Origin of the sequence: Streptomyces sp. NPDC006925 (assembly GCF_042869575.1) — a bacterium.
GTDB lineage: Bacteria > Actinomycetota > Actinomycetes > Streptomycetales > Streptomycetaceae > Streptomyces.
The window spans coordinates 107,853-130,806 of record NZ_JBIAGB010000009.1 but is presented as its reverse complement, the minus strand read 5'-3'; the positions used below and the strand labels follow the sequence as shown (position 1 = coordinate 130,806).

Here is a 22,954-nt window from a genome sequence, read left to right as displayed (position 1 = left end):
GGCAGGTCGACTCAGGTCGACGTCCGGCTGGTGCGGACCGGGCGGCGGTCGCGGAGGCGTTGCAGTGCCGTGAAGTCGTCGAACCAGGCCGTGGTGTGTCCGGTTGCGCCGTCCTCGCGGGCGCGGACGGTGCGGGTGGCGTACACGCTGTTGAGGAGCCAGGGCTGCTTGTCGGGGCCGATGTCGCGGACCATGGCGTCGGCCTGGGCGACTCCGTAGGTGGCCACGGCGAGTTTTCCGGTGTCGCGGAACCGCTGGACCTGGTCCCGCAGGTAGTGCCGGTTCTTGTGGAACCAGGGGCTGAGCGACAGGAAGGCGTCCCATTTCTCCTGGGGGAACGGGGTTTCCACCGCGGTCTTCAGGAGCTGCCAGACCCGGGTGTCCGGAGCGACGTCGTAGCGGCGGGCGAAGCGGGGCGGGATGCGGTCCCGCAGGTGGGTGCGCCAGTGGCGGACGAGGGAGAACTCGGTCGCGAGGAACTTCTGGTCGGAGCGCAGGCGGGGGACGACGTAGTCCAGGTAATGCTGGGCGGCGTCAAGCGACGTCACGTGCGGGTGGATGTCGACGCCTTCGATCTCCGGAGCGCCGTGGACGAAGTCGAGCCAGCGGCGGGTGGCCGGGGTCCGCTCCGCGGGGTTGTCGAGGTGGTTGAGGGCGCCCATGTACAAGCAGGTGCGGCAGCCTTCGGGAAAGTGCTTCCTGCGGTAGGCGACGACGTGCTCGGCCACGTGCTCGTAGAAGGTGTTGAGGGCCGGGCCTTCGCGGTCGGCGCGTCGGCTCTCCAGGAACGGCTCGTTGCCGATCACCAGGATGTCGATCTTTCCCAGCACCGCGCGGGCCGCCTTCTCCACCCGGACCAGCTCGGCCTCCATCGCCCGGCTGCCCGGAGCGGGGAGCGCCCGCTGCCGGTAGGGGAACTTCAGCGACAGCACGGTGCCGTAGTGCTGCTCGTACGCGGCCAGCAGGGCGGCCACCGCGCGCTGTTCGCGAACCGGGCCCCGGTCGGCCTGCGGCATCGGCAGGAAGCCCCGCACCCAGCTCGCGGAGACGCCCCGCAGCCGGGCGAAGCTGACCTCGCCGGGGTCCTCGTTGAAGTTGGCGCCCAGGACACCGCTGGGCGCCGCTGCCGGGCGCTGCGCGGAACCGCCGTCCTCGTGTCCACCGTCCCCGTCGCCCTCAGTGCTGCACCCGGCCGCCAGCAGCGCGGCGGCGGACGCGCCGAGCAGCAGGCGGCGCGGCATTCCTCGGCCCTCCGTGCGCGGCGTACGCGGGTCCGGCGGGGGCAGGCGGTGCATCGGGGCCTCCTTCGCGGGTGACGGGTTCTCCTGCCCGTCCACAACGCGAGGACACCGCCAGGCGTTCACCACCGGCCCGTGCCGGCCCTTCCCGTCTTCCGCGGCTCAGTACCGCAGGCTGTCCTCCAGCAGGCGGGCCCATTGGGCCACGACGCGCTCGCGGCGGGCGCTGTCGTCGGTGAGCAGGTTGGCGAGGCCGAGGCCGCGGGCCATGTCGAGGAGGCCCTGGACGGTCTCGCGGACGCCGGGGCGGCGCTCGTCCACGCCGAGCAGGTCGACCGCCATCCGGTGGGTCTCCCGTCCCATCCGGGCCTCCAGGTCCGCCACCCGGGGGCCGAGCTGGGGCTCGTTGGAGGCGGCGACCCACAGGTGCAGCGCGGCGCGGAAGAGCGGCCCGGTGTAGAGGGCGACCAGCGCCTCGACGACGGCACGCGCGCCGGCCGGGGCGGGCAGCTCCCGCAGGGCGCGGGAGCGCTCCTCGGCGACGTACTCGACGGCGGCCGTGAAGAGGTCCTCGCGGGTGGGGAAGTGGTGCTGGGCCGCGCCACGGGAGACGCCCGCGTGCTCGGCGACGACGCTGACCGTGCTGCCCGACCAGCCGTGTTCGGCCAGGCAGGTCACGGCGGACTCCAGCAGGCGTTGCCGGGTGGCGCGGCTGCGGTCCTGCTTGGGCGCCGCGCCCCGGGCGGTACGGTCCTGCCGCGGCGGCGCCGCACCCCGGGTCCGGCCCTGCTCAGGTCCGGTCCGGCCCTGCTCAGGTGGCGCCGCGCTCCCGTCGGCGCCCGCGATCCCGGCGGCGCCGCGCGCACCGCCCGCGCCGCCGGAGCCGCCGGTCATCGTCCGTTCGCGCCCGGCCCGGGTGTTCACCGCACGGGCGCCTGCCGCACTGCCCATTCGGGCTCCCGTCGTTCGAGAAAGGCCGTCATGCCCTCGCGGGCCTCGTCGGACGCGAACAGCCGCGCCGACAGTTCAGCGAGCGTACCGGTGTCCCGGTCGAAGGCGGCCAGCACCTCCCGGGTGACCAGCCGCTTCGACTCCGCGAGGCCCTGCGGGGAGCCCTGCCGCAGCCCGTCCAGGACGGGCGCCAGTGCCTCGTCGGGGTCGTCGGCGGCCAGCGTGATCAGGCCGATCCGGGCGGCCTCGGCCGGGCCGAACCGTTCGCCGGTGAGGTAGTAGCGGGACATCGCGCGCGGGTCGGTGCGCGGCAGCACCGGCATGGAGATCACCGCGGGGGCCACCCCGATCCGGGCCTCCGTGAAGGCGAACGTCGCGCCGGGACCGGCGACGGAGATGTCGCAGGCCGCCAGCAGCCCGGTGCCGCCCGCGCGGACGTGGCCGCTGACCCGGGCGACGACCGGCTTGGGGAAGGCCACCACGGTGCGCAGCAGGCGGGCCAGCTCCAGCGGCGCGTCCGTCGGGCCGTCGTGCGCGCGCGCCTCGCTCAGGTCGGCACCGGCGCAGAAGGTGTTGCCGGTGTGGGTGAGCAGCACGGCGCGGACGCCGGGGTCGGCCTCGGCGCGCTCCAGTTCCGCGTACAGCTCGGCCACCAGGCGGGTGGAGAGCGCGTTGCGGTTGTGCGGGGAGTCGAGGGTGAGGGTGCGGACGCCGTCTGCGGTGCCGGTCCCCAGCGTGCTGTCGGGCGCGGCCATCAGTAGGACTTCGGCAGGCCGAGGGTCTGGTGGGAGACGTAGTTGAGGATCATCTCCCTGCTGACCGGGGCGATCCGCGCCACCCGGGACGCGGCGATCATCGCGGCGAGCCCGTACTCGCGGGTGAGCCCGTTGCCGCCGAGGGTGTGCACCGCCTGGTCCACGGCCCGCACACATGCCTCTCCCGCGGCGTATTTGGCCATGTTCGCGGCCTCGCCCGCGCCGGTGTCGTCGCCCGCGTCGTAGAGCCGGGCCGCCTTCTGCATCATCAGCCGTGCGCACTCCACTTCGATGTGCGCCTGGGCCAGCGGGTGGGCGATGGCCTGGTGGGCGCCGATCGGCTCCTTCCACACCTGCCGGGTGCGGGCGTACTCCAGTGCCCGCTCGATCGACCAGCGGGCCATGCCCAGGGCGAAGGCGGCCGTCATGATGCGTTCGGGGTTGAGTCCGGCGAAGAGCTGGAGCAGTCCGGCGTCCTCGTCGCCGACCAGCGCGTCGGCCGGGAGGCGCACGTCGTCCAGCACCAGTTCGAACTGCTTCTCCGGCGCGTCGACCGCCATGTCGATCATGTTGTAGGTGAAGCCGGGGGTGTCGCGGGGGACGACGAACAGGCAGGGCTTGAGCTTCCCCGTCCTGGCGTCCTCGGTGCGGCCGACGATCAGTGTGGCGTCGGCGATGTCGACGCCGGAGATGAAGACCTTCCGGCCGGTCAGCAGCCAGTCCCCGGTGCCCGGGTCGCGGCGGGCCGTGGTCGTGATGCGGTGCGAGTTGGAGCCGGCGTCCGGCTCGGTGATGCCGAAGGCCATCTTCCGGGTGCCGTCGGCCAGTCCGGGCAGCCAGGCGCGCTGCTGCTCCTGGGTGCCGAAGCGGGCTATCACCGTGCCGCAGATGGCCGGGGAGACGACCAGCATCAGCAGCGGGCAGCCCGCGGCGCCGAGTTCCTCCAGCACGATGGACAGCTCCTGGATGCCGCTGCCGCCGCCTCCGTACTCCTCGGGGAGGTTGACCCCCAGATAGCCGAGCTTGGCGGCCTCCGCCCACAGCTCGTCGGTGTGCTTGCCGTCCGCGACGACCTGCGCGAAGTAGTCGCGGCCGTAGCGCTTGCCGAGTGCGGCGACGGATGCGCGCAGTGCGGTGTGCTCCTCGGTTTCGATCAGGCCGGTCATGTGCGACTCCCTGAGGGTTGCTGGCACGGTTGCGGTTCCGCCCCGGCCGCGCGGGCCGTGGGCCGGAGCCCTGTCCTGGGGTGACGACGGCTCGTGGAGCGGCGGCTCATGGGGTGGCGGCTCATGGGGTGGCGGCGGCTGGTGGGGTGGCCGCGGCTGGTGGGGTGACGACGGCGAGCACGGCGCCCACCTCGACCTGCCGACCCACGGCGACCCGCAGTTCGGTGACCGTCCCGTCGGCGGGGGCCACCACGCGGTGCTCCATCTTCATGGCCTCCAGCCACAGCAGCGGCTGGCCGGCGGCGACCTCGGCGCCCTCGGCGATCCCGTCGGCCACCCGGACGACGGTTCCGGGCAGTTGGGCGAGCAGCGAGCCGGGCGCGGTGTCGGCGGCGGGCTCGGCGAGCCGCGGCTGGGCGGTGAAGGCGTGGCGTCCGGCGAAGACGCGATCGCCGTGTACCGCGACGTCGAACCCGCGCCGCACCCCGTCCGCCTCCAGGACGACGTGGTCCGGCCGGACGGCGACGGCCCGCACCCCGGGGTGTGCCGCGGGCTCCGGTGCAACGCCGCCGCGGCCCCACACGTACCGCACCTCGTGTTCGGTGCCGTCGCCGTCGAGGTAGCGGCGGCTCGCCGGGGCGGAGGGCAGATTGCGCCAGCCGCCGACCCGGGCGGCGAGCCGCGGCCTGCCGGGTGCGTCCCGTACGGCCTCGGCCAGCGCGGCGGCCAGTACCGCGTGCCCGGCGCCGTGCGGGGCTTCCGCGGGTTCGGGCGCGGTGAGTTCGGCGAGGTGGCGGTCGTAGAAGCCGGTGTCCAGGCGGCCCGCGGCGACGTCGGCGAAGTCGGGGTGGCGCAGCGACCGCACCAGCAGGTCCCGGTTGGTGACCGGTCCGTGCACGGCCGCCTGCTCCAGGGCGCGGGCGAGTTTCCGTACGGCGGCCTCGCGGGTCGGCGCCCAGGCGACGACCTTGGCGAGCATCGGGTCGTAGTGGATGCCGATCAGATCCCCGTCCTCGACGCCGGAGTCGACGCGCACCTGTCCGGCGCCGGTCCCCGGTATCGCCAGCCGCCACAGCCGTCCGGTCTGCGGCTGCCAGTCGCGGGCCGGGTCCTCCGCGTACAGCCGGGCCTCGACCGCGTGGCCGTGCGCGGCGGGCGGGCCGTCGGCGGGGAGGGCCGCGCCTTCGGCGATCCGGATCTGCTGGGCGACCAGGTCGAGGCCGAAGACGGCCTCGGTCACCGGGTGCTCGACCTGGAGGCGGGTGTTCATCTCCAGGAAGGAGGGCTCGCCGCGGTCGGAGACGAGGAACTCGACGGTGCCCGCACCCGTGTAGTCGACAGTGCGGGCGACGGCGACGGCCGCCTCCTCCAGGGCGCGGCGCAGCGCGTCGTCCAGTCCGGGCGCGGGCGCCTCCTCGACGACCTTCTGGTGGCGCCGCTGGAGCGAGCAGTCCCGGGTGCCCAACGCCCACACTGTGCCGTGGCCGTCGGCGAGGACCTGCACCTCGACGTGCCGGCCGCGCTCCAGGTAGGGCTCGACGAAGACGTCGCCGTCCCCGAAGGCGGCGGCCGCCTCGGCGCGGGCGGCGGCGAGTTCGTCCTCCAGTGCGGCGCGGTCGCGCACCACGCGCATGCCGCGGCCGCCGCCGCCCGCCGCGGCCTTGACCAGCACCGGCAGGTCGGCCTCCCGGACCCGGTCCGGCTCCAGCGACGGCGGCAGCGGCACCCCGGTGCCGGCCAGCAGTTTCTTGGCGGCGGTCTTGGAGGCCATGGCCTCGATCGCGGCGGGCGGCGGCCCGATCCACACCAGTCCGGCGTCCTGGACGGCGCGGGCGAAGCCGGCGTTCTCGGAGAGGAAGCCGTAGCCGGGATGGACGGCGTCGGCGCCCGCGGCGAGGGCGGCCCGCACCACGAGGTCGCCGCGCAGATAGGTGTCGCCGGGCGCGCTGCCGGGCAGCGGCACGGCGGCGTCGGCCTCGCGGACGTGCGGGGCCTCGGCGTCCGCGTCGGAGTGCACGGCGACGGTGGCGATGCCCAGTTCGCGGCAGGTGCGGAAGACGCGCCGGGCGATCTCGCCGCGGTTGGCGACGAGGACGGAGTGGATCATTCGCTGCTCCCTCTGCGACGGTGCGCGGCTCACATCCGGAAGATGCCGAAGCCGCCGCGGGCCCCGGCCACCGGCGCGGTGTGGATGGCGGACAGGCAGACGCCGAGGACGGTGCGGGTGTCGCGCGGGTCGATGACGCCGTCGTCGTAGAGGCGGCCCGAGAGGAACATCGGCAGCGACTCGCTCTCGATCTGCTGCTCGACCATGGCCCGCAGTCCGGCGTCGGCCTCCTCGTCGAACTCCTTGCCCTTGGCCGCGGCCGACTCGCGCATCACGATCGAGAGCACGCCCGCGAGCTGCTGCGGGCCCATGACCGCGGACTTGGCGCTGGGCCAGGCGAACAGGAAGCGCGGGTCGTAGGCGCGGCCGCACATCCCGTAGTGGCCGGCGCCGTAGCTGGCGCCCAGCAGCACCGACAGGTGCGGCACCTTCGAGTTGGAGACGGCGTTGATCATCATCGAGCCGTGTTTGACGATGCCGCCCTGCTCGTACTCCGTGCCGACCATGTAGCCGGTGGTGTTGTGCAGGAACAGCAGCGGGATGTCGCGCTGGTTGGCCAACTGGATGAACTGGGTGGCCTTCTGCGACTCCTCGCTGAAGAGCACGCCCTGCGCGTTGGCGAGGATGCCGACCGGGTAGCCGTGCAGCCGGGCCCAGCCGGTCACCAGGCTCGTCCCGTACAGCGGTTTGAACGCGTCGAACTCCGAGCCGTCCACGATCCGGGCGATCACCTCGCGCGGGTCGAACGGCACCTTCAGCTCGCCGGGCACCACCCCCAGCAGTTCCTCGGGGTCGTACAGCGGCTCGCGCACAGTGGCCGGGTCCGGGTCGGGGTGTGCCTTGCGCCAGTTGAGCCGGGCGACGACGCGGCGGGCGCGGCGCAGCGCGTCGGGTTCGTCGAGCGCGTAGTGGTCGGCCAGCCCGGAGGTGCGGGCGTGCATGTCGGCGCCGCCCAGCTCCTCGTCGTCGGCCTCCTCGCCGGTGGCCATCTTCACCAGCGGCGGCCCGCCGAGGAAGACCTTGGCACGCTCCTTGACCATGATGACGTGGTCCGACATGCCCGGTATGTAGGCGCCGCCCGCCGTCGAGTTGCCGAACACCACGGCGATGGTGGGGATGCCCGCCTCCGAGAGCCGGGTGAGGTCGCGGAAGAGCGCGCCCCCCGGGATGAAGATCTCCTTCTGGCTGGGCAGGTCGGCGCCGCCGCTCTCCACCAGGCTGATGCAGGGCAGCCGGTTGGCGTAGGCGATCTCGTTGGCCCGCAGCGCCTTCTTCATCGTCCACGGGTTGCTGGCGCCGCCGCGGACGGTGGGGTCGTTCGCGGTGATCAGGCACTCGACGCCCTCGACGACGCCGATCCCGGCCACCAGCGAGGCGCCGGTGGTGTAGTCGCTGCCCCACGCGGCGAGCGGCGACAGCTCCAGGAACGGGGTGTCCGGGTCGAGGAGCAGTTCGATCCGCTCGCGCGCCGGGAGTTTGCCGCGTTCGCGGTGCCGGGTCAGGTACTTCTCGCCGCCGCCCGCGAGCGCCGCGGCCTGCTCGGTGTCGAGCTCGGCCAGTTTGCCGAGCATCGCGGCGCGGTTGTCGGCGTACTCCGGTGACGCGGTGTCCAGGGCGCTGCGGAGGGCGGCCGGGCCGGGCGGTCCCGCGGGGCCGGTGCCGGTGCCGGGCCCGGGTGCGGTGCCGGGTGCGGTGCCGGGTGCGGTGCCGGGTGCGGTGCCGGTGCCGGTGCCGGTGCCGGAAGTGGACGCGGGGCCGGGCCCGGACGCAGGGCCGGTGCGGGTGCCGACCGGGCCGGGGCTCGTCGCTGGGCTCATGGGAGGAACACCTCCGGTATGTCGAGGTGGCGGGCGCGCAGCCATTCGCCGAGCGCCTTGGCCTGCGGGTCGAACCGGTGCTGGGAGGCCACGCCCTCGCCGAGGATGCCGTCGATCACGAAGTTGAGCGCCGCGAGGTTGCGGAACTCATGCCGGGTGACGGACAGCTCCCGCACCTCGGGCAGGAGCACGCGCAGCCGGTCGGTGGTCAGGGTCTCCCGCAGCCACGCGTAGAGGTCCGGGTCCGCGCCGTACGCCCACACGCCGATGTTGGCGCTCCCGCCCTTGTCGCCGCTGCGGGCCCCGGCGACCAGGCCCAGCGGGGCCCGGCGGGTGGACGGGGCGCCGGTCGTGGGCGCTTCGGCCGGGGGCTCTTCGGTCGAGGGCGCGGGCCGCGGCCCCTCGTCCGGCGACCCGGCCGGCTGCCGCCGGGGGGCGGCGGGGAAGGAGACGTCCAGCCGCGTGCCGTCCGGCAGCACGGCCACGTGCCGTACCGACCCCGCGTCCGCGTACGCCGCCTCGAACACGCCGTACGGCGCCCCGCGCGCGGGCGGGGCCGTCACATGGAAGCCGGGGTAGCTCGCGAGCGCCAGCTCGATCGCGGGGCCGGAGACGGCGCGGCCGACCGCGCTCTCCTCCGGGTCCCGCACCACCAGCCGCAGCAGCGCGCTGGCCTCCTCCTCGACCGCGGCGTCCGCCCGGTCGGTGCGGGCGAGGCTCCACTCCACCTGGGCCGGGCGCCGCGTCCCGGGGCGGGAGAGGGCGGTCTCCATCTGCTCGCGCACCAGGTCCGCCTTGGCGGGCACGTCGAGCCCGGTCAGCACGAAGGTGACCTCGTTGCGGTAGCCGCCGAGCCGGGTGAGGCCGACCTTGAGGCGGTCCGGGCGGGGTTCGCCGCGGACGCCCTCGATCCGCACCCGGTCGGTGCCCGCCTGGCTGAGCCGCACGGAGTCCAGGCGGGCGGTCACGTCGGGGCCCGGATAGCGCGGCCCCGCGGTCTCGTAGAGCAGTTGCGCCGTGACGGTACCGACGGTGACCGCGCCGCCGGTCCCGGGGTGCTTGGTGAGCACCGCGGAGCCGTCCTCCGCGAGTTCCGCGAGCGGGAAACCGGGGTGGCGCGCGTCGATCCCGTCCCGGGCGAAGAAGGCGTAGTTGCCGCCGGTCGCCTGCGTCCCGCACTCCAGCACGTGCCCGGCGACGACGGCCCCGGCGAGCCGGTCCCAGTCGTCGTCGGCCCAGCCGAAGTGCGCCGTGGCGCAGCCGCTGACCAGCGAGGCGTCAGCCACCCGCCCGGTGACGACGACATCGGCACCGGCCCGCAGGCAGGCGCTGATCCCGGCGCCGCCCAGGTAGGCGTTGGCCGTCAGCACGCCCTCGCCCCAGTCGCGGTCGGCGAGCAGGTCGTCGCCCTCCACGTGGGCGACCCGCGCGGGCACGCCGATGCGTTCACTCAACTCCCGTACCGCGTCGGCGAGGGCCGCCGGGTTGAGGCCGCCCGCGTTGGTGACGAGGGTGACGCCGCGGTCCCGCGCCAGGCCCAGTCCCGTCTCCAACTGCCGCAGGAACGTCCTGGCGTAGCCGCGCGCGGGGTCCTTGAGCCTGTCGCGGCCCAGGATCAGCATGGTCAGCTCGGCGAGGTAGTCGCCGGTGAGGACGTCCAGCGGGCCGCCGGTCAGCATCTCGGTGAGCGCGTCGGCGCGGTCGCCGTAGAAGCCGGAGGCGTTCCCGATCCGCAGCGGCTCGCGCGGGGCGGGCTCCGGTGCGGCGGAGCCCGGCCCGGCGGCATGCGGCCCCCTCATGCCCCTCCCTCCGGCACCCGCGGCCCCTGGGGGCCCTCCGGTTTCCGGGAATCCGTCCGTCCGACCGGTGCCCGGCCGGTGCCGGGCGGCCCCGCGAACGCCTGCGCGATGCCCAGCCAGCGTTCGGCCTCGGCGCCCTCGGCCCGCAGACCGGTGTCGTCGCGGTGCACCCGCTGGGTGGCCAGCAGGCAGAAGTCCAGGGCGCTGCCGGTCACCCGCTGCGCCGCGTCCTCCGGGCCGTGGGCCCACACCTCGCCGCCGGGTCCGGTCACCTCGACCCGGAACGGCTCGGCGGGCGGCCGGAGGCCGTGCGCGGCGTAGCCGAAGTCGCGGGCGCGCACCCCGATGCGGACGATGTGCCGCAGCCGGGCGGTCGGCTCGCGGGCGGCGCCGAGCGCGTCGGCGACGTCGGTGCCGTGCGCCCAGGTCTCCATGAGCCGCGCGGTCGCCATGCTCGCCGCGCTCATCGACGTCCCGAACCAGGGCAGCCGCGCCCGGGGCGGCTGTGTGGCCGGCACCGCGGCCAGCGCTTCGGCCAGCGCGGTGCGTCCGGTCCGCCAGCGGGCCAGGAGTTCGGCGGGCGGCCGCCGGGCGCCCTCGGCCGCGGAGTCGTCGATGAAGGTGGCCGCCGCGTCGGGACGTGCCGCCATCTCCTCGACCCGGCGGCGGAAGCCCGCGGGGTCGGTGGCGGCGAGCAGCGCCTGCTCGTCCGTCCAGGCCAGGTGGGCGATCTGGTGGGCGACCGTCCAGCCGGCGGCCGGTGTCGCCGCCGTCCAGCGTTCCGGGGGCAGGTCCGCGACCAGCCGGTCCGCCTCCGCGCTCTCGGCGCGCAGGTCCGCCAGTACTTCGCCGAGCACGTCCGCCGCTGAGGCCACAGCCCCGCCCTCCCTCCGATGCGCGGGCCCGGCAGGGCCGAGCGCACCCTGCGGACGCGCCCAACCGCCTTCCGTCGCACCGACAGTGACAGCAAGACCAAAAACAAGCAAGCGTGCTTGCATGACTTTTTCCGGGTGACCAGCCGATCCCCTCGGGTAGCCCTCGGGCGGACATCCGCGGCAGACGACCGCACAGCCCAGCGCCGCGCCGAGACATGAGGCAGACCGGAAGAGAGGGCGGACCGTGGTGGCCACCGACAGCTCCCGACGCGCGCACCGCACCATGCCGCTGCACCGCCTGGACGTCCCTGCTCCGCGCCGACTCCCCTTCGCCATCGGCACGTTCGACTCGATCGGCCCGCTCTCCCGCGCCGCCTACCCGCACCGGCACACCTTCCACGAGATCGCCTACGTCACCGGCGGCAGCGGCACCCACGTCATCGACCTGCGGCGGTGGACACTGCGTCCACCGCACCTGTGCTTCATCACGCCAGGCCAGTCGCACCACTGGCAGCAGCACGAGCAGGTGCAGGGCTGCGTGGTCCTGTTCGACGAGGCGTTCCTGCTCGCCCACCCCGGCGACCGCACCCTGTTACGCCGACTCAGCGCGCACCCCTCCCTGCCGCTGTCCCCGCCGGCGGCGGCCCGCGTGGAGGAACTGCTGGCCGGGATGCGCACCGAGTACGGCCAGGCGCAGCCCGGCATGCGCACCGTCCTCCAGGCGTACCTGCACATCCTGCTGGTCCAGGCCGACCGCCTACCGGCCCAGGAGCACCCCGGAGGCGCACCGGACGGCGAGGCCGCCTGCTCCCGGCCCGCAGCCGTTGCCGGGCAGTTCGTCCGACTGCTGGAGCGCCCGGAGGCCGCCGCGGCCCGCACGGTCACGGCCTGCGCCGCGGAACTGGGCGTCTCCGTGGGCTATCTGAACACCGCCGTCCGCGCGGGCACCGGCCGGACGCCGGGGGAGCTCATCCGGCACGCCCACGTACTGGAGGCCAAGCGGCTGCTGGCCGGGACGGCCATGACGGTGCGCCAGGTGGCGCACGAGGTGGGCTTCGCCGACCCCGCCTATTTCTGCCGCTTCTTCCGCCGCGAGACCGGCGCCAGTCCGGGCGAGTTCCGGCGCGAGAACCACGGGACGCCCGGCGGCGACGAAATCACCACGCTCCGGTAGCTCCGTCCATCGACCCCCGCGCACGCCGCCCGTAGCGTCGTCCCCACTCGGCCGAACCCGGCCGGACGCGTCCGTCCCCCGCACTTCCCCCCCCATCCAGGAGAGCGAGGAACCGACCATGTCCCACTCGGACGACGACCAGCCCGAACCGGCCCGCCGCCGCGGAGTGAGCCGCAAGAGCGTGCTGCGGGCCGCGATGGCGGCCGGGCCCGCGGCGATGCTCGTGGGCGGCGCCGCAGGCGGCACCCCGGCACTCGCGCGCGACCAGCGCGGGTCAGGGGAGCGGCTGGCGCCGACCCCCTCCTGCGACGACGGCGACGACCCGACGCCCCCGCAGACCGAGGGCCCGTACTTCAAGCCCTACTCCCCCGAGCGGGACTCGATCGTGCCGCCGGGCACCCCGGGAACGCCGCTGGTGGTCAGCGGCTATGTCTTCGGACGGGACTGCGCCCCGCTGGCGCACGTGCTGCTCGACTGGTGGCAGGCGAACCCGAACGGCGCCTACGACAACGCGGGGTACCGGTTCCGGGGCCACCAGTACACCGACGCACAGGGCGCCTTCCGGCTGACCACCCTGCGGCCCGGCCTGTACCCGGGGCGCACCCGGCATCTGCACGTCAAGGTGCAGGCGCCCTACCGTCCGGTGCTCACCACCCAGCTCTACTTCCCCGGTGAGCCGCGCAACGGCACGGACGCGATCTTCGATCCCCGGCTGCTGATGGACGTCCGGACCGAAGACGGCGGCCTGGCGGGCTCGTTCGACTTCGTGGTGAACGCCTAGCCCGCGGGCTGCGCGGACCGGCGGGTCCGGGGCCGCCACCCCCGGACCCGCCGGTACGTCACTCCCCGGCGACCGGATCCGCGGACTGGTCGGCCGCGGGACCCGCCGTCAGGCCCTCGGCCAGCACCTCCGCCAGGTGCCGGCTGCGGAAGCCGCCCAGCTGGTCCATCTGGGTGCGGCAGGAGTAGCCGTCGGCGAGGATCTCGGTGCCCGGCTCGGCGGCGCGCAGGGCCGGCAGGAGCTGGTCCTCGGCGCAGGCCGCGGACACCTCGTAGTGGCCCTTCTCGAAGCCGAAGTTGCCGGCCAGGCCGCAGCAGCCGCCGCTGAGGTCGCCTGCCAGACCTGCCCGGTCCCGCAGCCGCCGCTCGGCGGCGTCGCCGATGACGGCGTGCTGGTGGCAGTGGGTCTGCCCGGCGACCGGCCGGTCGATCCGGGGCGGTTCCCAGTCGGGTGCCTGCTCCTCCAGGGTCTGCGCGAACGTGCGGACGGCTTCCGCCAGCCGCTTCGCGCGGGGGTCGTCGCCCAGCAGCTCGGGGACGTCCGTCTGCAGCGCCGCCGCGCACGGCGGCTCCAGGACGGCCACCGGCAGGCCCGCGTCCAGGGCCGGTTCCATGACGTCCAGGGTGCGCCGCATCACCGCGCGGGCCCGGTCGAGCTGGCCCGTGGAGACGTAGGTGAGGCCGCAGCACACCTGCTTGGGCGGCACCACCGGGCGCAGCCCGGCGTCCTGGAAGACCTGCACGGCGGCCGAGCCCGCCTCGGGCGAGAGGTAGTTGGTGAAGGTGTCCGGCCACAGCACGACCGGCTTGCCACCGTCGGCGTCGCGGCCGGGCTGCTTGCGCCACCAGTGGGTGAAGGGCGTGCGGGGCAGCGCCGGGATGTCCCGCTCCGGCGCCAGCCCGCCCACCCGCTTGGCGAGGGCGGCCAGCGGCGGCACCTTGGCGCCCGCGTTCAGCAGCGGCACGGTGCGGGTGGCGGCGGCCAGCCGCAGCCAGCGCGGCAGCCAGCCCATCGAGTAGTGCGCCATCGGCCGGCGCTTGCCCGGAGTGCCGGACGCGGCGTCGCCCTCGTAGTAGTGGTGCATGAACTCGGCCTTGTAGGTGGCCATGTCGACGCCCACCGGGCAGTCGCTGCGGCAGCCCTTGCACGACAGGCACAGGTCGAGCGCGTCGTGCACCTCCTCGGACTGCCAGCCGTCGGTGACGACCTCCCCGGCGAGCATCTCGTGCAGCAGCCGGGCCCGTCCGCGGGTGGAGTGCTTCTCCTCGCCGGTGGCGCGGAAGGACGGGCACATCACGCTCGCCCCGGCCGACTCGTTCCGGCACTTGGCGACGCCCACGCAGCGGCGGACGGCGGCGGAGAAGTCACCGCCGTCGTGCGGATAGCCGAACTCGACGTCGACGGGCTTGCGCGGGAGCGGCGCGAACCGCAGGTTGGCGTCCAGCGGGTCGGGCCGGACGAGCACGCCCGGGTTGAGGCCGTCCGCGGGGTCCCACAGGTCCTTGAACCGGCCGAAGAGCCCGACCATCTCCTGGCCGTACATCCGGGTCAGCAGCTCGGCGCGGGCCAGGCCGTCGCCGTGCTCACCGGAGAGCGAGCCGCCGTGCGCCACGACGACGTCGGCGAGCGCGGTGGAGAAGTCCCGGAACTTCGCGATACCCGCCTCGCCCAGCAGGTCGAAGTCGATCCGCACATGGATGCAGCCGTCCCCGAAGTGCCCGTAGGGCAGTCCGCGCAGCCCGTACTCGCCCAGCAGCTTGCGGAAGTCCCGCAGATACGCGCCGAGCCGGGGCGGGGGGACGGCGCAGTCCTCCCAGCCGGGCCACGCCTCCGCGCCGTCCGGCATCCGGGTCGCGGTGCCGGAGGCGTCCTCACGTACCCGCCACAGCGCGCGCTGCCCGGCCGGTTCGGTGACCAGCGTGTGGTCGGTGGTGCCCTCGCGGGCCGCGCGGCACAGCTGTTCGGCGTTGGCCCGGGCCTGTGCCGCGTCGTCGCCGCCGACCTCCACGAACAGCCAGGCGCCACCCCTGGGCAGCGAGGCCCGCGCCGCGTCGCCCACCAGGTCGTTGGCCATCCCCTCGACGGTCAGCGGACCGTAGGGCAGCAGCCCGGCGGCGGCCTCGGCGGCCGCGGACTCGTCCGCGTAGCCGAGCACCGCCAGCACCCGCGCACCGGGAGTCGGCACCAGCTTGACGGTGGCCCGGGTGAGCACGCCCAGGGTGCCCTCGCTGCCGGTGAAGGCGCGCGCCCAGTCCTCGCCCTTCTCGGGCAGCAGCTCGTCTAGCGCGTAGCCGGAGATCCGGCGCGGGAGTTCGGGGAACCCGGTGCGCAGCCGGGCCAGTTCGCCCTGGACCAGCGAAGACGCTCCGGCGCGCAGCCGCTCGGGAACCCCGGAGCCGCCCCGCGCCAGCCGGGCCCGCTCGCCTCCGTAGGTGAGGACCTCCAGCTCGTGCACGTTGTCGGCGGTGGTGCCCCAGGCGACCGAGTGGGAGCCGCACGAGTTGTTGCCGATCATCCCGCCGAGTGTGCAGCGCGCGTGCGTCGAGGGGTCGGGGCCGAAGGTGAGCCCGTGTGCTCCGGCGGCCCCACGCAGGTCGTCCAGGATGACGCCGGGGCGCACGACGGCGGTGCGGGCCTCCGGATCGAGGTGCTCGATGGTGCGTTGGTGCCGGGTGAAGTCCAGCACGACGCCGAGTCCGGTCGCCTGCCCGGCGATGGAGGTGCCCGCGCCGCGCGCCACCACGGGCACACCCTGCTCGCGGCAGACGGCCAGCACGGCCGCCACGTCGTCGTCGTCCTTCGGCGCCACCACGCCCAGCGGCACCCGCCGGTAGTTGGAGGCGTCCATCGTCATGAGTGCTCTGTCCTGGGCGCCGAACTCCACCTCGCCGCCGCGCACCGCGGCGCGCAGCGCCCGCTCCAGCTCCTGTGCGTCTGCCCTACGTGCGTCTCCCATGGGCACAGCGTGCACGCTGGAGCCCGCCCCGCGCTGCCCTTGCGGGATCTTTCGTGTCTGTGGTCCGCGTCACGCTGCCGCTTCCCCGTCGAAACGGGTCCCACCTGCGGAAAGACCGGTTTTTGTCAGCCCGCCGATCTGGCCGAGAGGCGGCTGCGAAGCTGTCCACCCCGGCCATTGAAGAGCGGCCGGGGAGGGGCGGCCGGCGCGCCGCGGAACGGGCACGCCGAGCTCCCGGACGGGGCTCGCCGAGCGGGCCCACCCCTACGGCGCGACGTAGGCCCTCCCCCGTACGAGTCGGGGCTCATCCCTCGTACGGGTCGGGTGCGGTGAACGTCTCCAGCAACCGGGGCGGCGCCGCCTGCCGCCAGGAGTCGACGACGATGTCCCGCAGCTCCGCCATGTCCTCCAGGGCCGCCAGCCGGGCCCGCACCCAGTTCGAGCCCGCCTCGTGCGGCGGCACCCAGAACTTCTCCGGCTCGGCCGCGATCAGCTCGCCGCGCTCCAGCTTCGGGCAGCGCACCGCGAAGGAGGACTCGTCGTCGGGCATGGTCAGGAACATCTTCCCCGCCACCCGGAAGGTCGGCATGGACCACGCCTCGACCTCCTTGCTCTCGGGCAGCGCGAGCGCGAGGCGGCGCACATCGTCGGGACCGGGTCTGTGACCTGCTGTCATACGCCCAGCTTATGGTCCGGAGCCCGGTCCGCACCGGCCCTGGGCCGATCCGCCGCCCGTCTCAGGCGCTGGACGGCTGCCGATGCGGTCTGGACGGCGGCACTAGGCTGTCCCTCGTGGCTGATCTCCAGATTCCCGCTGACCTCAAGCCCGCCGACGGCCGTTTCGGCTCGGGCCCCAGCAAGGTGCGTCCGGAGGCGCTCAGCGCCCTGGCTGCGACCGGTACCTCGCTCATGGGCACCTCACACCGGCAGGCGCCCGTCAAAAACCTGGTCGGACAGGTCCGTGACGGCGTACGGAACCTCTTCTCGCTGCCGGACGGGTACGAGGTCGTACTCGGCAACGGCGGCTCCACCGCCTTCTGGGACGTGGCGACCCACGGTCTGATCGAGAGCCGGTCCCAGCACCTGTCGTTCGGCGAGTTCTCCTCCAAGTTCGCGAAGGCCGCCGAGCAGGCGCCCTGGCTGGGCGAGCCCAGCGTCATCCAGAGCGACCCGGGCACCCATCCGGAGGCCCGCGGCGAGCAGGGCGTGGACTCCTACGCGCTGACCCACAACGAGACCTCCACGGGCGTGGCCATGCCGCTGCGCCGGGTGCCGGGCGCCGACGACGGCGCGCTGGTGCTGGTGGACGCCACCTCCGGCGCCGGCGGCCTGCCGGTCGACATCACCGAGACGGACGTCTACTACTTCGCGCCGCAGAAGTCCTTCGCGGCCGACGGAGGACTGTGGATCGCGGTCTTCTCACCCGCCGCCATCGCGCGCGCGGAGCGGATCGCGGCCTCGGACCGGCACATCCCGGCCTTCTTCGACCTGCAGACGGCGATCGACAACTCGCGCAAGAACCAGACGTACAACACCCCGGCGCTGGCCACGCTCTTCCTGCTCGGCGAGCAGCTGGACTGGCTCAACGGGCAGGGCGGCCTGGAGTGGGCCGTCTCCCGCACCGCCGACTCCTCCGCGCGGCTCTACAACTGGGCGGAGAAGGCGTCCTACGCGACGCCCTTCGTCACCGACCCGGACCAGCGCTCCCAGGTCGTGGGCACCATCGACTTCGCGGACAGCGTGGACGCCGCCGAGGTGGCCAAGGTGCTGCGGGCCAACGGCACCGTGGACACCGAGCCCTACCGGAAGCTGGGGCGCAACCAGCTGCGCGTCGCCATGTTCCCGGCAGTGGAGCCGGCGGACGTGGAAGCGCTGACCGCATGCGTCGACTGGGTGATCGAGCGCCTCTGACGGCCTCGGAGCACCGGAGCGCCGGACGGGCTACGCGGTAGCCCGTCCGGCGTTCGCGTGCGGCCGCGGGGCATCCCGGCGCCCACGATCGGGTACGGGATGCCGCATGAGCACTCCCAGCACCGGTTTTCAGCTCTTCGCCCGGGAACGGCGGGTACGGCTGACGACCTACGAGAGGGAAGGCACGCCCTTCGGGCACGGCGCGCAGATCGCCGTCGAGGGGGACCGCGCGTATGTGCGCACGCACGCCCGTGCCCGGCAGCGGGAGCACATCGAGCGCTACCCGGAGGTCGAGCTGGCCGCCGCCACCCTGACCGGCACGCCCGCCGGGGCACCGATGAAGGCCCGGGTGCGGGAGCTGCGGGACAGCGAGGCCCGGCACGCCGCGGCCCAGCTCGCCCGCAGACACCCGCTCACCCAGGGCTTCCTGGTGCCGCTCGGCTACCGGCTGATGTTCGACAGGCCGGTCCACTACGAACTGCGGCTGGTCGGCGAGTAGCCGCCCGGCTGCCAGGCGTCGGCCCCCACCGGGGCGGACCGTTCGTCCGCCGGGGTCCGCCTTACCGGAGGTCGTCCGCCGGGGCCCGTCCGTCAGCCGGCAGGGTCCGCCGTTCACCTGCCGAGGTGCTGGAACCTGCGGACGGCCAGCGGCAGGAAGACGGCCGTCAGCGCCGCCGGCCCCCGGACCGGGGCGGACAGGGCCGGGATGCCGGCCGCCTGCCGTGCATCGGCCCGGCGGCGGGCCGCGCCGGAGGCGGTCAGTCGCGGCGGCGGGTGAAGAGGCGGCGCAGGCCGAACCAGACGATCAGGGCCGCGACGAAGGTCCCGGCACCCAGCGCCAGGTTGCGGTCGTCGTCCGCCGAGGAGTCCTCGCCGCCGCCCTTACCGTCGGACGCGGAATCCGCTGAGTCGTCCTCGCGGGCGGCGGGCGGCACCGCCTCGCCCTCCAGGCGTGCGGGCTCGACACCGCTGTTCGTGCCCTCGGAGCCGTACATCAGCGTCCGTCCGTCGTCCGCGAAGGTGACCGACTCGCCCTGGCGCTGCAACGGCACCGGAACGGAACCGATCTTCTCCGGCTTGCCGTTCCGCCAGGTGTAGCCGTAGGCGCTGAAGTAGCCGCGCAGTACCAGCCGGGTGCCGTCCGGGGAGAAGGCGCCGTCCGTCGCCTCGAAGTCGATTTTCGCCACCCGCGAGAAGGTGTTCACGCCGTTCGGGTCCAGCTTCTCGGGTCCGGCGTAGACGCCGCCCTTGCCCTTCGCGCTCTTGCTCGCGATGTAGACGCGCCCCGACTTGGGATGCACCATCAGCGACTCCGCGTTCCGCGGGCCGCCGTCGTAGCGGACGGTGTAGCGGGTGGGGGTGACCGTCACCTCGCCGCGCAGTTCCTTTGGTTCGGGGAAGCGGTAGATCCACACCTCGGGCCAGGTGCCGTCCAGGTTGTCGCCGATGTCGCCGACGTAGAGGTCGCCGTCCGGGCCGAGGGAGATCGCCTCGACGTCGCGGGGCTCGATGCCGCTGAGCGTCACGCGGCAGACGGTCTTGCCGGTGGAGCTGTCGACCGCGTACACGTACGGGCCGTCGTCGGAGTCGTTGTGCGTCCAGTAGACGCCCTTGTGGGCGCGGCTGGCCGCGAGGCCGCTGGACTCGGTGATGCGGGAGTCGCGGATGGTGAAACCCTCCGGGCCGTCCGCGGCGGCGGCGACGTCCGGGGACGCCGTCATCGCGCCCAACACCACGGCGACCGCCGCCCCGACCCGGACCCCACGCATACGCACAGACATGGCACCCAGTGTCCAGCATCACGGTGCGGGGCGAGTCGGCATCCCGGAGGATATGCGGATGCGCGTTCTCTTCGTCGGCGACTCCATGACGATCGGCGCGCCCGGCGCCCACACCTGGCGCTACCGGATGTGGCAGCACCTCACCCGTACCGTGCCCGACGGCGGCTGGTCGATCGTCGGCCCCCGTACGGCACTGCACGGCGGCGGCGACGCCTACGCCGATCCGCGCTTCCCGCCGCACGCACGGGCCCATCTCGCGGACTGGGGTGCGGGGTGGGTGCACATGGCGCCGGTCGTGGAGGAGGTGGTCGCGGCCCACGGCGCGGACACCCTGCTGGTCTCGCTCGGGCTGATAGACCTCGGGTTCTACACGGATCCGGCGCAGACGCTGGAGAACGTCGAGGTGTTCCTGACCCGGGCGCGGGCCGCCGACCCCGCGCTGCGCGCGGTGCTGCTGCCGGTCCTGCCCAACATCCGTGCGGTGACCGACGCCGGATTCGCCGCCTCCTGCGCGCACTTCAACACACTGCTGGCCAAAGTGGTGGCGGAGCGGTCGGAGCCGCGGTCGCCGCTGCTGCTGGCCTCGGCCCCGGAGGACTGGTCCCCGCGGCGGGACACCTACGACGGCACCCACCCCTCGGCCGCGGGCGAGCACCGGATGGCCGCCGCCTTCGCCGAGGCGCTGCACCAGGCGTGGGGTGTGGGAGGCCGCTACCGCGCCGGGGCGCCGTGAGGCGCGACCGGGCCGGACGCAGCGGACGGTTCCGAGGCCGGGGCCGGGGCCGGGGCTGAAGGGAGCGCACGGCACCGGACCGCCCGGTGCGAGCGCACCGCGCGCGAGGGGGCGGCAGCATCGGTACGCATACGTCAAGATCCGTCAAGTACGGTCAAGTGCGGCAATATCCAGCCAAGAGCCGCATCTTTCACGTCGGAACCTGCCACGGGCCGACGCGCAGGGCACCATCAGGGGGACCGCTGGGCCAGACTGGCTCCTTGTGTGCCGCGAACACCCCGAGTGCGATGGTTTGGGCCATTACACGGGGTGCTCGCGGCATCCCCCGACTAATGCACGCGAGCGCGCACTAAGTGTGTGGAACAGTAATCGGAATCCCAGCCTCGACGCAACGCGGAGCCATGACTCCTCCAGAACCGCAGGAATCCGACCGGCCGCCGGAGCAGCCGCGGCCGCACGGCGCCACCCGCCCCGGCGGACGCACAGCACGCACCCGGGCAGCCGTACTCGCCGCGGCCTGGGACGAGCTGGGCACCCAGGACCTCGCCTCGCTCACCATCGAGCGGATCGCCCAGCGCTCAGGAGTGCACGCCGCCACGATCCGGCGCCGCTGGCGAACCGTCGAGGGCGTCATCAGTGACCTGCTGAGCCGGAGCGGCGGAACGATCCCGGTGCCCGACACCGGCAGCCTGCGCCAGGACCTGCACGCCCTGGCACGCTCCCTCGCCGACTTCTACACGCAGCAGCGCAACCAGCGGCTGATCGAGGCCATCGTGACGGCCGCGACCCGCGACCCCGGCGCCGCCGAGGTGCTGCAGACCGTCCTCGGGGGCCGCGTCCGGCACGTCGCCTCCCTGGTGGACCGCGCCGCCGAGCGCGGCGAGGTCGCGTCCGACACGGACGGCTTCGAGGTCATCGCCGCGCTCGGTGCGCCGTTCTACTACCGGCTGCTGATGCTCCGCCGCCCCGTCGACGCGAACCTGGCCCGCACCAGCGCCGAGACCGCCTACCTCGCGGCGGTCCAGGGCGTCTTCCGTACCGGCGACGGAGCGGAAGAGGAGTCCGAACGCGGCTAGTCCGCCGTGTACGCCTTGCTTCGAGTGCGCTCCAAGTGCCTAGCGTGTCGGCATGGAGTACACGCAGCTCGGACGCACCGGCCTGAAGGTCGGCAGGCTCGTTCTCGGCACCATGAACTTCGGACCGCAGACGAACGAGCCCGACAGCCACGCGATCATGGACGCCGCCCTGGCGGCGGGCGTCAACCTTTTCGACACCGCGAACGTCTACGGCTGGGGCGAGAACAAGGGCCGCACCGAGGAGATCGTCGGGAGCTGGTTCGCCAAGGGCGGCGGCCGCCGCGACAGGACCGTGCTGGCCACCAAGGGCTACGCCAACATGGCGCCCGACGGCGCGGCGCCCTGGCCCAACCACGACAAGCTCTCCGCACTGAACATCCGCCGCTCGGTGGAGGCCAGCCTGCGCCGCCTGGGCACCGACCACATCGACCTGTACCAGTTCCACCACGTCGACCGGGCGACGCCGTGGGACGAGATCTGGCAGGCCATGGACGTCCTGGTGCAGCAGGGCAAGGTGCTCTACGTGGGCTCCAGCAACCACGCGGGCTGGCACCTCGCCCAGGCCAACGAGACCGCGGCCCGGCGCGGCTCCCTCGGGTTGGTCAGCGAGCAGTGCCTCTACAACCTCGCCGAGCGGCGCGCCGAGATGGAGGTCATCCCGGCCGCTGAGGACTACGGGCTCGGCGTCATCCCCTGGTCCCCGCTGCACGGCGGGCTGCTGGGCGGCGCGCTGCGCAAGGAGCGGGAGGGCGGCGGCAGCGGTCGCACCGGCTCCGGGCGCGCGGCCACCACGCTCGCCGACCCGGCGGTCCGCGCGCAGCTGGAGGCGTACGAGAACCTCGTCGCCGAGCACGGACTGGAACCCGGCGAGGTCGCGCTCGCCTGGCTGCTGTCCCGGCCGGGCGTCACCGGACCCATCGTCGGGCCCCGCACGGCCGCGCAGCTCGACTCCGCGCTCCGCGCCGTCGAGCTGCGGCTGGGCGACGAGCTGCTCGAGGCGCTGGACGAGATCTTCCCCGGGCCGGGCCCCTCCCCGGAGGCCTTCGCCTGGTAGCCCTGCCCGCGGCCGGGGTCAGCGACCGCCCAGGGCCGAGGCCAGGACGACGACGAGGAAGAGCACCACCAGCACCCCCGTCACGATGCGCATTCTGGTCTTAGCGTTCACGGCGACAACGGTAACCGGGGCCGGCGGCGGGGCGGAAAGCGGCTCCGTCACCGCCCCGGACCCTCGCCCAGCGGCCACCGGGCCAGCGGCTCGTAGTACGGCTGCTCACCGGGGACCCCGCTCGTCGGGGGCACGCTGCGGATCAGCAGCAGCTCCCCGGCCCGCCAGCCGGAGCCGCGGAACGGCTCCAGCCCGGCCACGAAGGGGCGCAGGTCGACGCCCAGCGCGCGGCCCCTGGCGCGGGCCAGGGTGAGGTGCGGGCGGAAGGAGGGCGGCGCGTCGGCGGGCAGCAGTCCCGCGCGGCGGCCCGCTGCGGTGGTGGCCGCGGCCAGCTTCCGGAGCGCGTCGCGCTCCGGTGCCTCCTGCCGGATCCCGGTCCACAGGGTGTGGTCGCCGAAGCGGCCACCGCCGGCCAGCCGCATCGGGACGGGGCCGCTCGCCCGGTGCGCCGCCCGGCCCAGCCGGGCGGTGAGGTCGGCCCGCGCCCGCTCGTCCGCCTCCCCGTAGAAGCTCAGCGTGACGTGCCGGTTCGCGGGCCGCGTCCAGCGCAGTGCCGCCGCGTCGGGGAGCTCCTGGAGGGCGGCCACCTCCCGGTCCAGCTCTTCCACGGCCGTCGGTGGGGGCCACAGTGCGGCGAACAGTCTCATGGGCGAGCAGCCTGCCACGGCC

18 protein-coding genes and 1 pseudogene are annotated in these 22,954 nt (G+C 74.3%); 7 read left to right on the top strand and 12 right to left on the bottom strand.

Annotated features, from left to right (window positions below; translation table 11 throughout):
* Positions 1 to 11: 11 nt before the first annotated feature.
* The 8 genes from ACFYNS_RS15155 to ACFYNS_RS15120 form a co-directional block, all read right to left on the bottom strand.
* Positions 12 to 1,295, bottom strand: coding sequence for a hypothetical protein (locus ACFYNS_RS15155; protein WP_388603130.1), 1,284 nt, complete (start codon positions 1,293 to 1,295; stop codon positions 12 to 14).
* A 105-nt stretch (positions 1,296 to 1,400) separates the two neighbouring features.
* Positions 1,401 to 1,931: a TetR/AcrR family transcriptional regulator gene (locus ACFYNS_RS15150; protein ID WP_360291852.1), complete on the bottom strand. Its 531-nt coding sequence runs from the start codon at positions 1,929 to 1,931 to the stop codon at positions 1,401 to 1,403.
* A gap of 227 nt (positions 1,932 to 2,158) precedes the next feature.
* Positions 2,159 to 2,944, bottom strand: coding sequence for an enoyl-CoA hydratase family protein (locus tag ACFYNS_RS15145; protein ID WP_037785647.1), 786 nt, complete (start codon positions 2,942 to 2,944; stop codon positions 2,159 to 2,161).
* A complete protein-coding gene (locus ACFYNS_RS15140) occupies positions 2,944 to 4,110 on the bottom strand; it encodes an acyl-CoA dehydrogenase family protein (protein WP_388603127.1) in 1,167 nt (388 codons plus the stop codon). Before ACFYNS_RS15140 ends, ACFYNS_RS15145 begins: the two co-directional genes overlap by 1 nt.
* Before the next feature lie 121 nt (positions 4,111 to 4,231).
* Positions 4,232 to 6,217, bottom strand: a complete 1,986-nt coding sequence (locus ACFYNS_RS15135) for a biotin carboxylase N-terminal domain-containing protein (protein WP_388603125.1) — start codon at positions 6,215 to 6,217, stop codon at positions 4,232 to 4,234.
* 29 nt (positions 6,218 to 6,246) lie between these two features.
* Entirely contained in the window at positions 6,247 to 8,034 is a 1,788-nt protein-coding gene (locus ACFYNS_RS15130; RefSeq protein ID WP_388603123.1) for an acyl-CoA carboxylase subunit beta, read from the bottom strand.
* On the bottom strand, positions 8,031 to 9,833 hold the full coding sequence (locus ACFYNS_RS15125; protein ID WP_388603121.1) for an acyclic terpene utilization AtuA family protein: 1,803 nt from the start codon (positions 9,831 to 9,833) through the stop codon (positions 8,031 to 8,033). The genes ACFYNS_RS15130 and ACFYNS_RS15125 overlap by 4 nt, the downstream gene beginning before the upstream one ends.
* Positions 9,830 to 10,708: a TIGR03084 family metal-binding protein gene (locus ACFYNS_RS15120; protein WP_388603119.1), complete on the bottom strand. Its 879-nt coding sequence runs from the start codon at positions 10,706 to 10,708 to the stop codon at positions 9,830 to 9,832. The genes ACFYNS_RS15125 and ACFYNS_RS15120 overlap by 4 nt, the downstream gene beginning before the upstream one ends.
* A gap of 247 nt (positions 10,709 to 10,955) precedes the next feature.
* Between ACFYNS_RS15120 and ACFYNS_RS15115 the strand changes: the two genes are divergently transcribed.
* Both ACFYNS_RS15115 and ACFYNS_RS15110 read left to right on the top strand, forming a co-directional pair.
* Complete coding sequence (locus tag ACFYNS_RS15115; RefSeq protein WP_388550314.1) at positions 10,956 to 11,882, top strand: helix-turn-helix domain-containing protein; 927 nt, start codon at positions 10,956 to 10,958, stop codon at positions 11,880 to 11,882.
* 118 nt (positions 11,883 to 12,000) lie between these two features.
* Positions 12,001 to 12,657, top strand: a pseudogene (locus ACFYNS_RS15110) (dioxygenase); the annotation flags it as partial.
* Positions 12,658 to 12,721: 64 nt separating this feature from the next.
* On the opposite strand, the gene ACFYNS_RS15105 reads toward ACFYNS_RS15110, so the two are convergent.
* Positions 12,722 to 15,619 (bottom strand): FAD-binding and (Fe-S)-binding domain-containing protein, encoded by a 2,898-nt coding sequence (locus ACFYNS_RS15105; protein ID WP_388603116.1) that lies wholly within the window; start codon positions 15,617 to 15,619, stop codon positions 12,722 to 12,724.
* Between the two features lie 304 nt (positions 15,620 to 15,923).
* Entirely contained in the window at positions 15,924 to 16,295 is a 372-nt protein-coding gene (locus ACFYNS_RS15100; RefSeq protein WP_037706769.1) for an MmcQ/YjbR family DNA-binding protein, read from the bottom strand.
* Between the two features lie 116 nt (positions 16,296 to 16,411).
* On the opposite strand from ACFYNS_RS15100, the gene serC reads away from it, so the two are divergent.
* Positions 16,412 to 17,530, top strand: a complete 1,119-nt coding sequence (gene serC, locus ACFYNS_RS15095; protein WP_388603113.1) for a phosphoserine transaminase — start codon at positions 16,412 to 16,414, stop codon at positions 17,528 to 17,530.
* Positions 17,531 to 17,636: 106 nt separating this feature from the next.
* Positions 17,637 to 18,029, top strand: coding sequence for a hypothetical protein (locus ACFYNS_RS15090; RefSeq protein ID WP_019357453.1), 393 nt, complete (start codon positions 17,637 to 17,639; stop codon positions 18,027 to 18,029).
* Between the two features lie 259 nt (positions 18,030 to 18,288).
* Here the strand turns inward: ACFYNS_RS15090 and ACFYNS_RS15085 are convergent, their stop codons facing one another.
* Positions 18,289 to 19,251, bottom strand: a complete 963-nt coding sequence (locus ACFYNS_RS15085; RefSeq protein WP_388603271.1) for a hypothetical protein — start codon at positions 19,249 to 19,251, stop codon at positions 18,289 to 18,291.
* 118 nt (positions 19,252 to 19,369) lie between these two features.
* Here ACFYNS_RS15085 and ACFYNS_RS15080 point away from each other — a divergent pair, with 118 nt between their 5' ends.
* The 3 genes from ACFYNS_RS15080 (at position 19,370) to ACFYNS_RS15070 (ending at position 22,174) form a co-directional block, all read left to right on the top strand.
* Positions 19,370 to 20,044: a GDSL-type esterase/lipase family protein gene (locus tag ACFYNS_RS15080; protein ID WP_360291796.1), complete on the top strand. Its 675-nt coding sequence runs from the start codon at positions 19,370 to 19,372 to the stop codon at positions 20,042 to 20,044.
* A gap of 401 nt (positions 20,045 to 20,445) precedes the next feature.
* Positions 20,446 to 21,120, top strand: a complete 675-nt coding sequence (locus ACFYNS_RS15075; RefSeq protein ID WP_360291793.1) for a TetR-like C-terminal domain-containing protein — start codon at positions 20,446 to 20,448, stop codon at positions 21,118 to 21,120.
* A 52-nt stretch (positions 21,121 to 21,172) separates the two neighbouring features.
* Positions 21,173 to 22,174, top strand: a complete 1,002-nt coding sequence (locus ACFYNS_RS15070) for an aldo/keto reductase (RefSeq protein ID WP_360291790.1) — start codon at positions 21,173 to 21,175, stop codon at positions 22,172 to 22,174.
* 158 nt (positions 22,175 to 22,332) lie between these two features.
* On the opposite strand, the gene thpR is transcribed toward ACFYNS_RS15070, so the two are convergent.
* The gene (gene thpR, locus ACFYNS_RS15065) at positions 22,333 to 22,932 is read right to left on the bottom strand and encodes an RNA 2',3'-cyclic phosphodiesterase (RefSeq protein WP_388603111.1); all 600 of its coding nucleotides are present in this window, start codon (positions 22,930 to 22,932) and stop codon (positions 22,333 to 22,335) included.
* Between the last annotated feature and the right edge of the window lie 22 nt (positions 22,933 to 22,954).

Excerpts from the sequence above, each read along its gene's own strand:
- ACFYNS_RS15155 (WP_388603130.1), bottom strand. The coding sequence starts at position 1,295 with ATGCACCGCCTGCCCCCGCCGGACCCGCGTACGCCGCGCACGGAGGGC.
- ACFYNS_RS15130 (WP_388603123.1), bottom strand. The coding sequence starts at position 8,034 with ATGAGCCCAGCGACGAGCCCCGGCCCGGTCGGCACCCGCACCGGCCCT.
- ACFYNS_RS15085 (WP_388603271.1), bottom strand. The coding sequence starts at position 19,251 with ATGACGGCGTCCCCGGACGTCGCCGCCGCCGCGGACGGCCCGGAGGGT.
- ACFYNS_RS15125 (WP_388603121.1), bottom strand. The coding sequence starts at position 9,833 with ATGAGGGGGCCGCATGCCGCCGGGCCGGGCTCCGCCGCACCGGAGCCC.
- ACFYNS_RS15140 (WP_388603127.1), bottom strand. The coding sequence starts at position 4,110 with ATGACCGGCCTGATCGAAACCGAGGAGCACACCGCACTGCGCGCATCC.
- ACFYNS_RS15080 (WP_360291796.1), top strand. The coding sequence starts at position 19,370 with ATGCGCGTTCTCTTCGTCGGCGACTCCATGACGATCGGCGCGCCCGGC.
- ACFYNS_RS15070 (WP_360291790.1), top strand. The coding sequence starts at position 21,173 with ATGGAGTACACGCAGCTCGGACGCACCGGCCTGAAGGTCGGCAGGCTC.
- thpR (WP_388603111.1), bottom strand. The coding sequence starts at position 22,932 with ATGAGACTGTTCGCCGCACTGTGGCCCCCACCGACGGCCGTGGAAGAG.
- ACFYNS_RS15075 (WP_360291793.1), top strand. The coding sequence starts at position 20,446 with ATGACTCCTCCAGAACCGCAGGAATCCGACCGGCCGCCGGAGCAGCCG.
- ACFYNS_RS15105 (WP_388603116.1), bottom strand. The coding sequence starts at position 15,619 with ATGGGAGACGCACGTAGGGCAGACGCACAGGAGCTGGAGCGGGCGCTG.
- ACFYNS_RS15145 (WP_037785647.1), bottom strand. The coding sequence starts at position 2,944 with ATGGCCGCGCCCGACAGCACGCTGGGGACCGGCACCGCAGACGGCGTC.
- ACFYNS_RS15090 (WP_019357453.1), top strand. The coding sequence starts at position 17,637 with ATGAGCACTCCCAGCACCGGTTTTCAGCTCTTCGCCCGGGAACGGCGG.
- ACFYNS_RS15135 (WP_388603125.1), bottom strand. The coding sequence starts at position 6,217 with ATGATCCACTCCGTCCTCGTCGCCAACCGCGGCGAGATCGCCCGGCGC.
- ACFYNS_RS15100 (WP_037706769.1), bottom strand. The coding sequence starts at position 16,295 with ATGACAGCAGGTCACAGACCCGGTCCCGACGATGTGCGCCGCCTCGCG.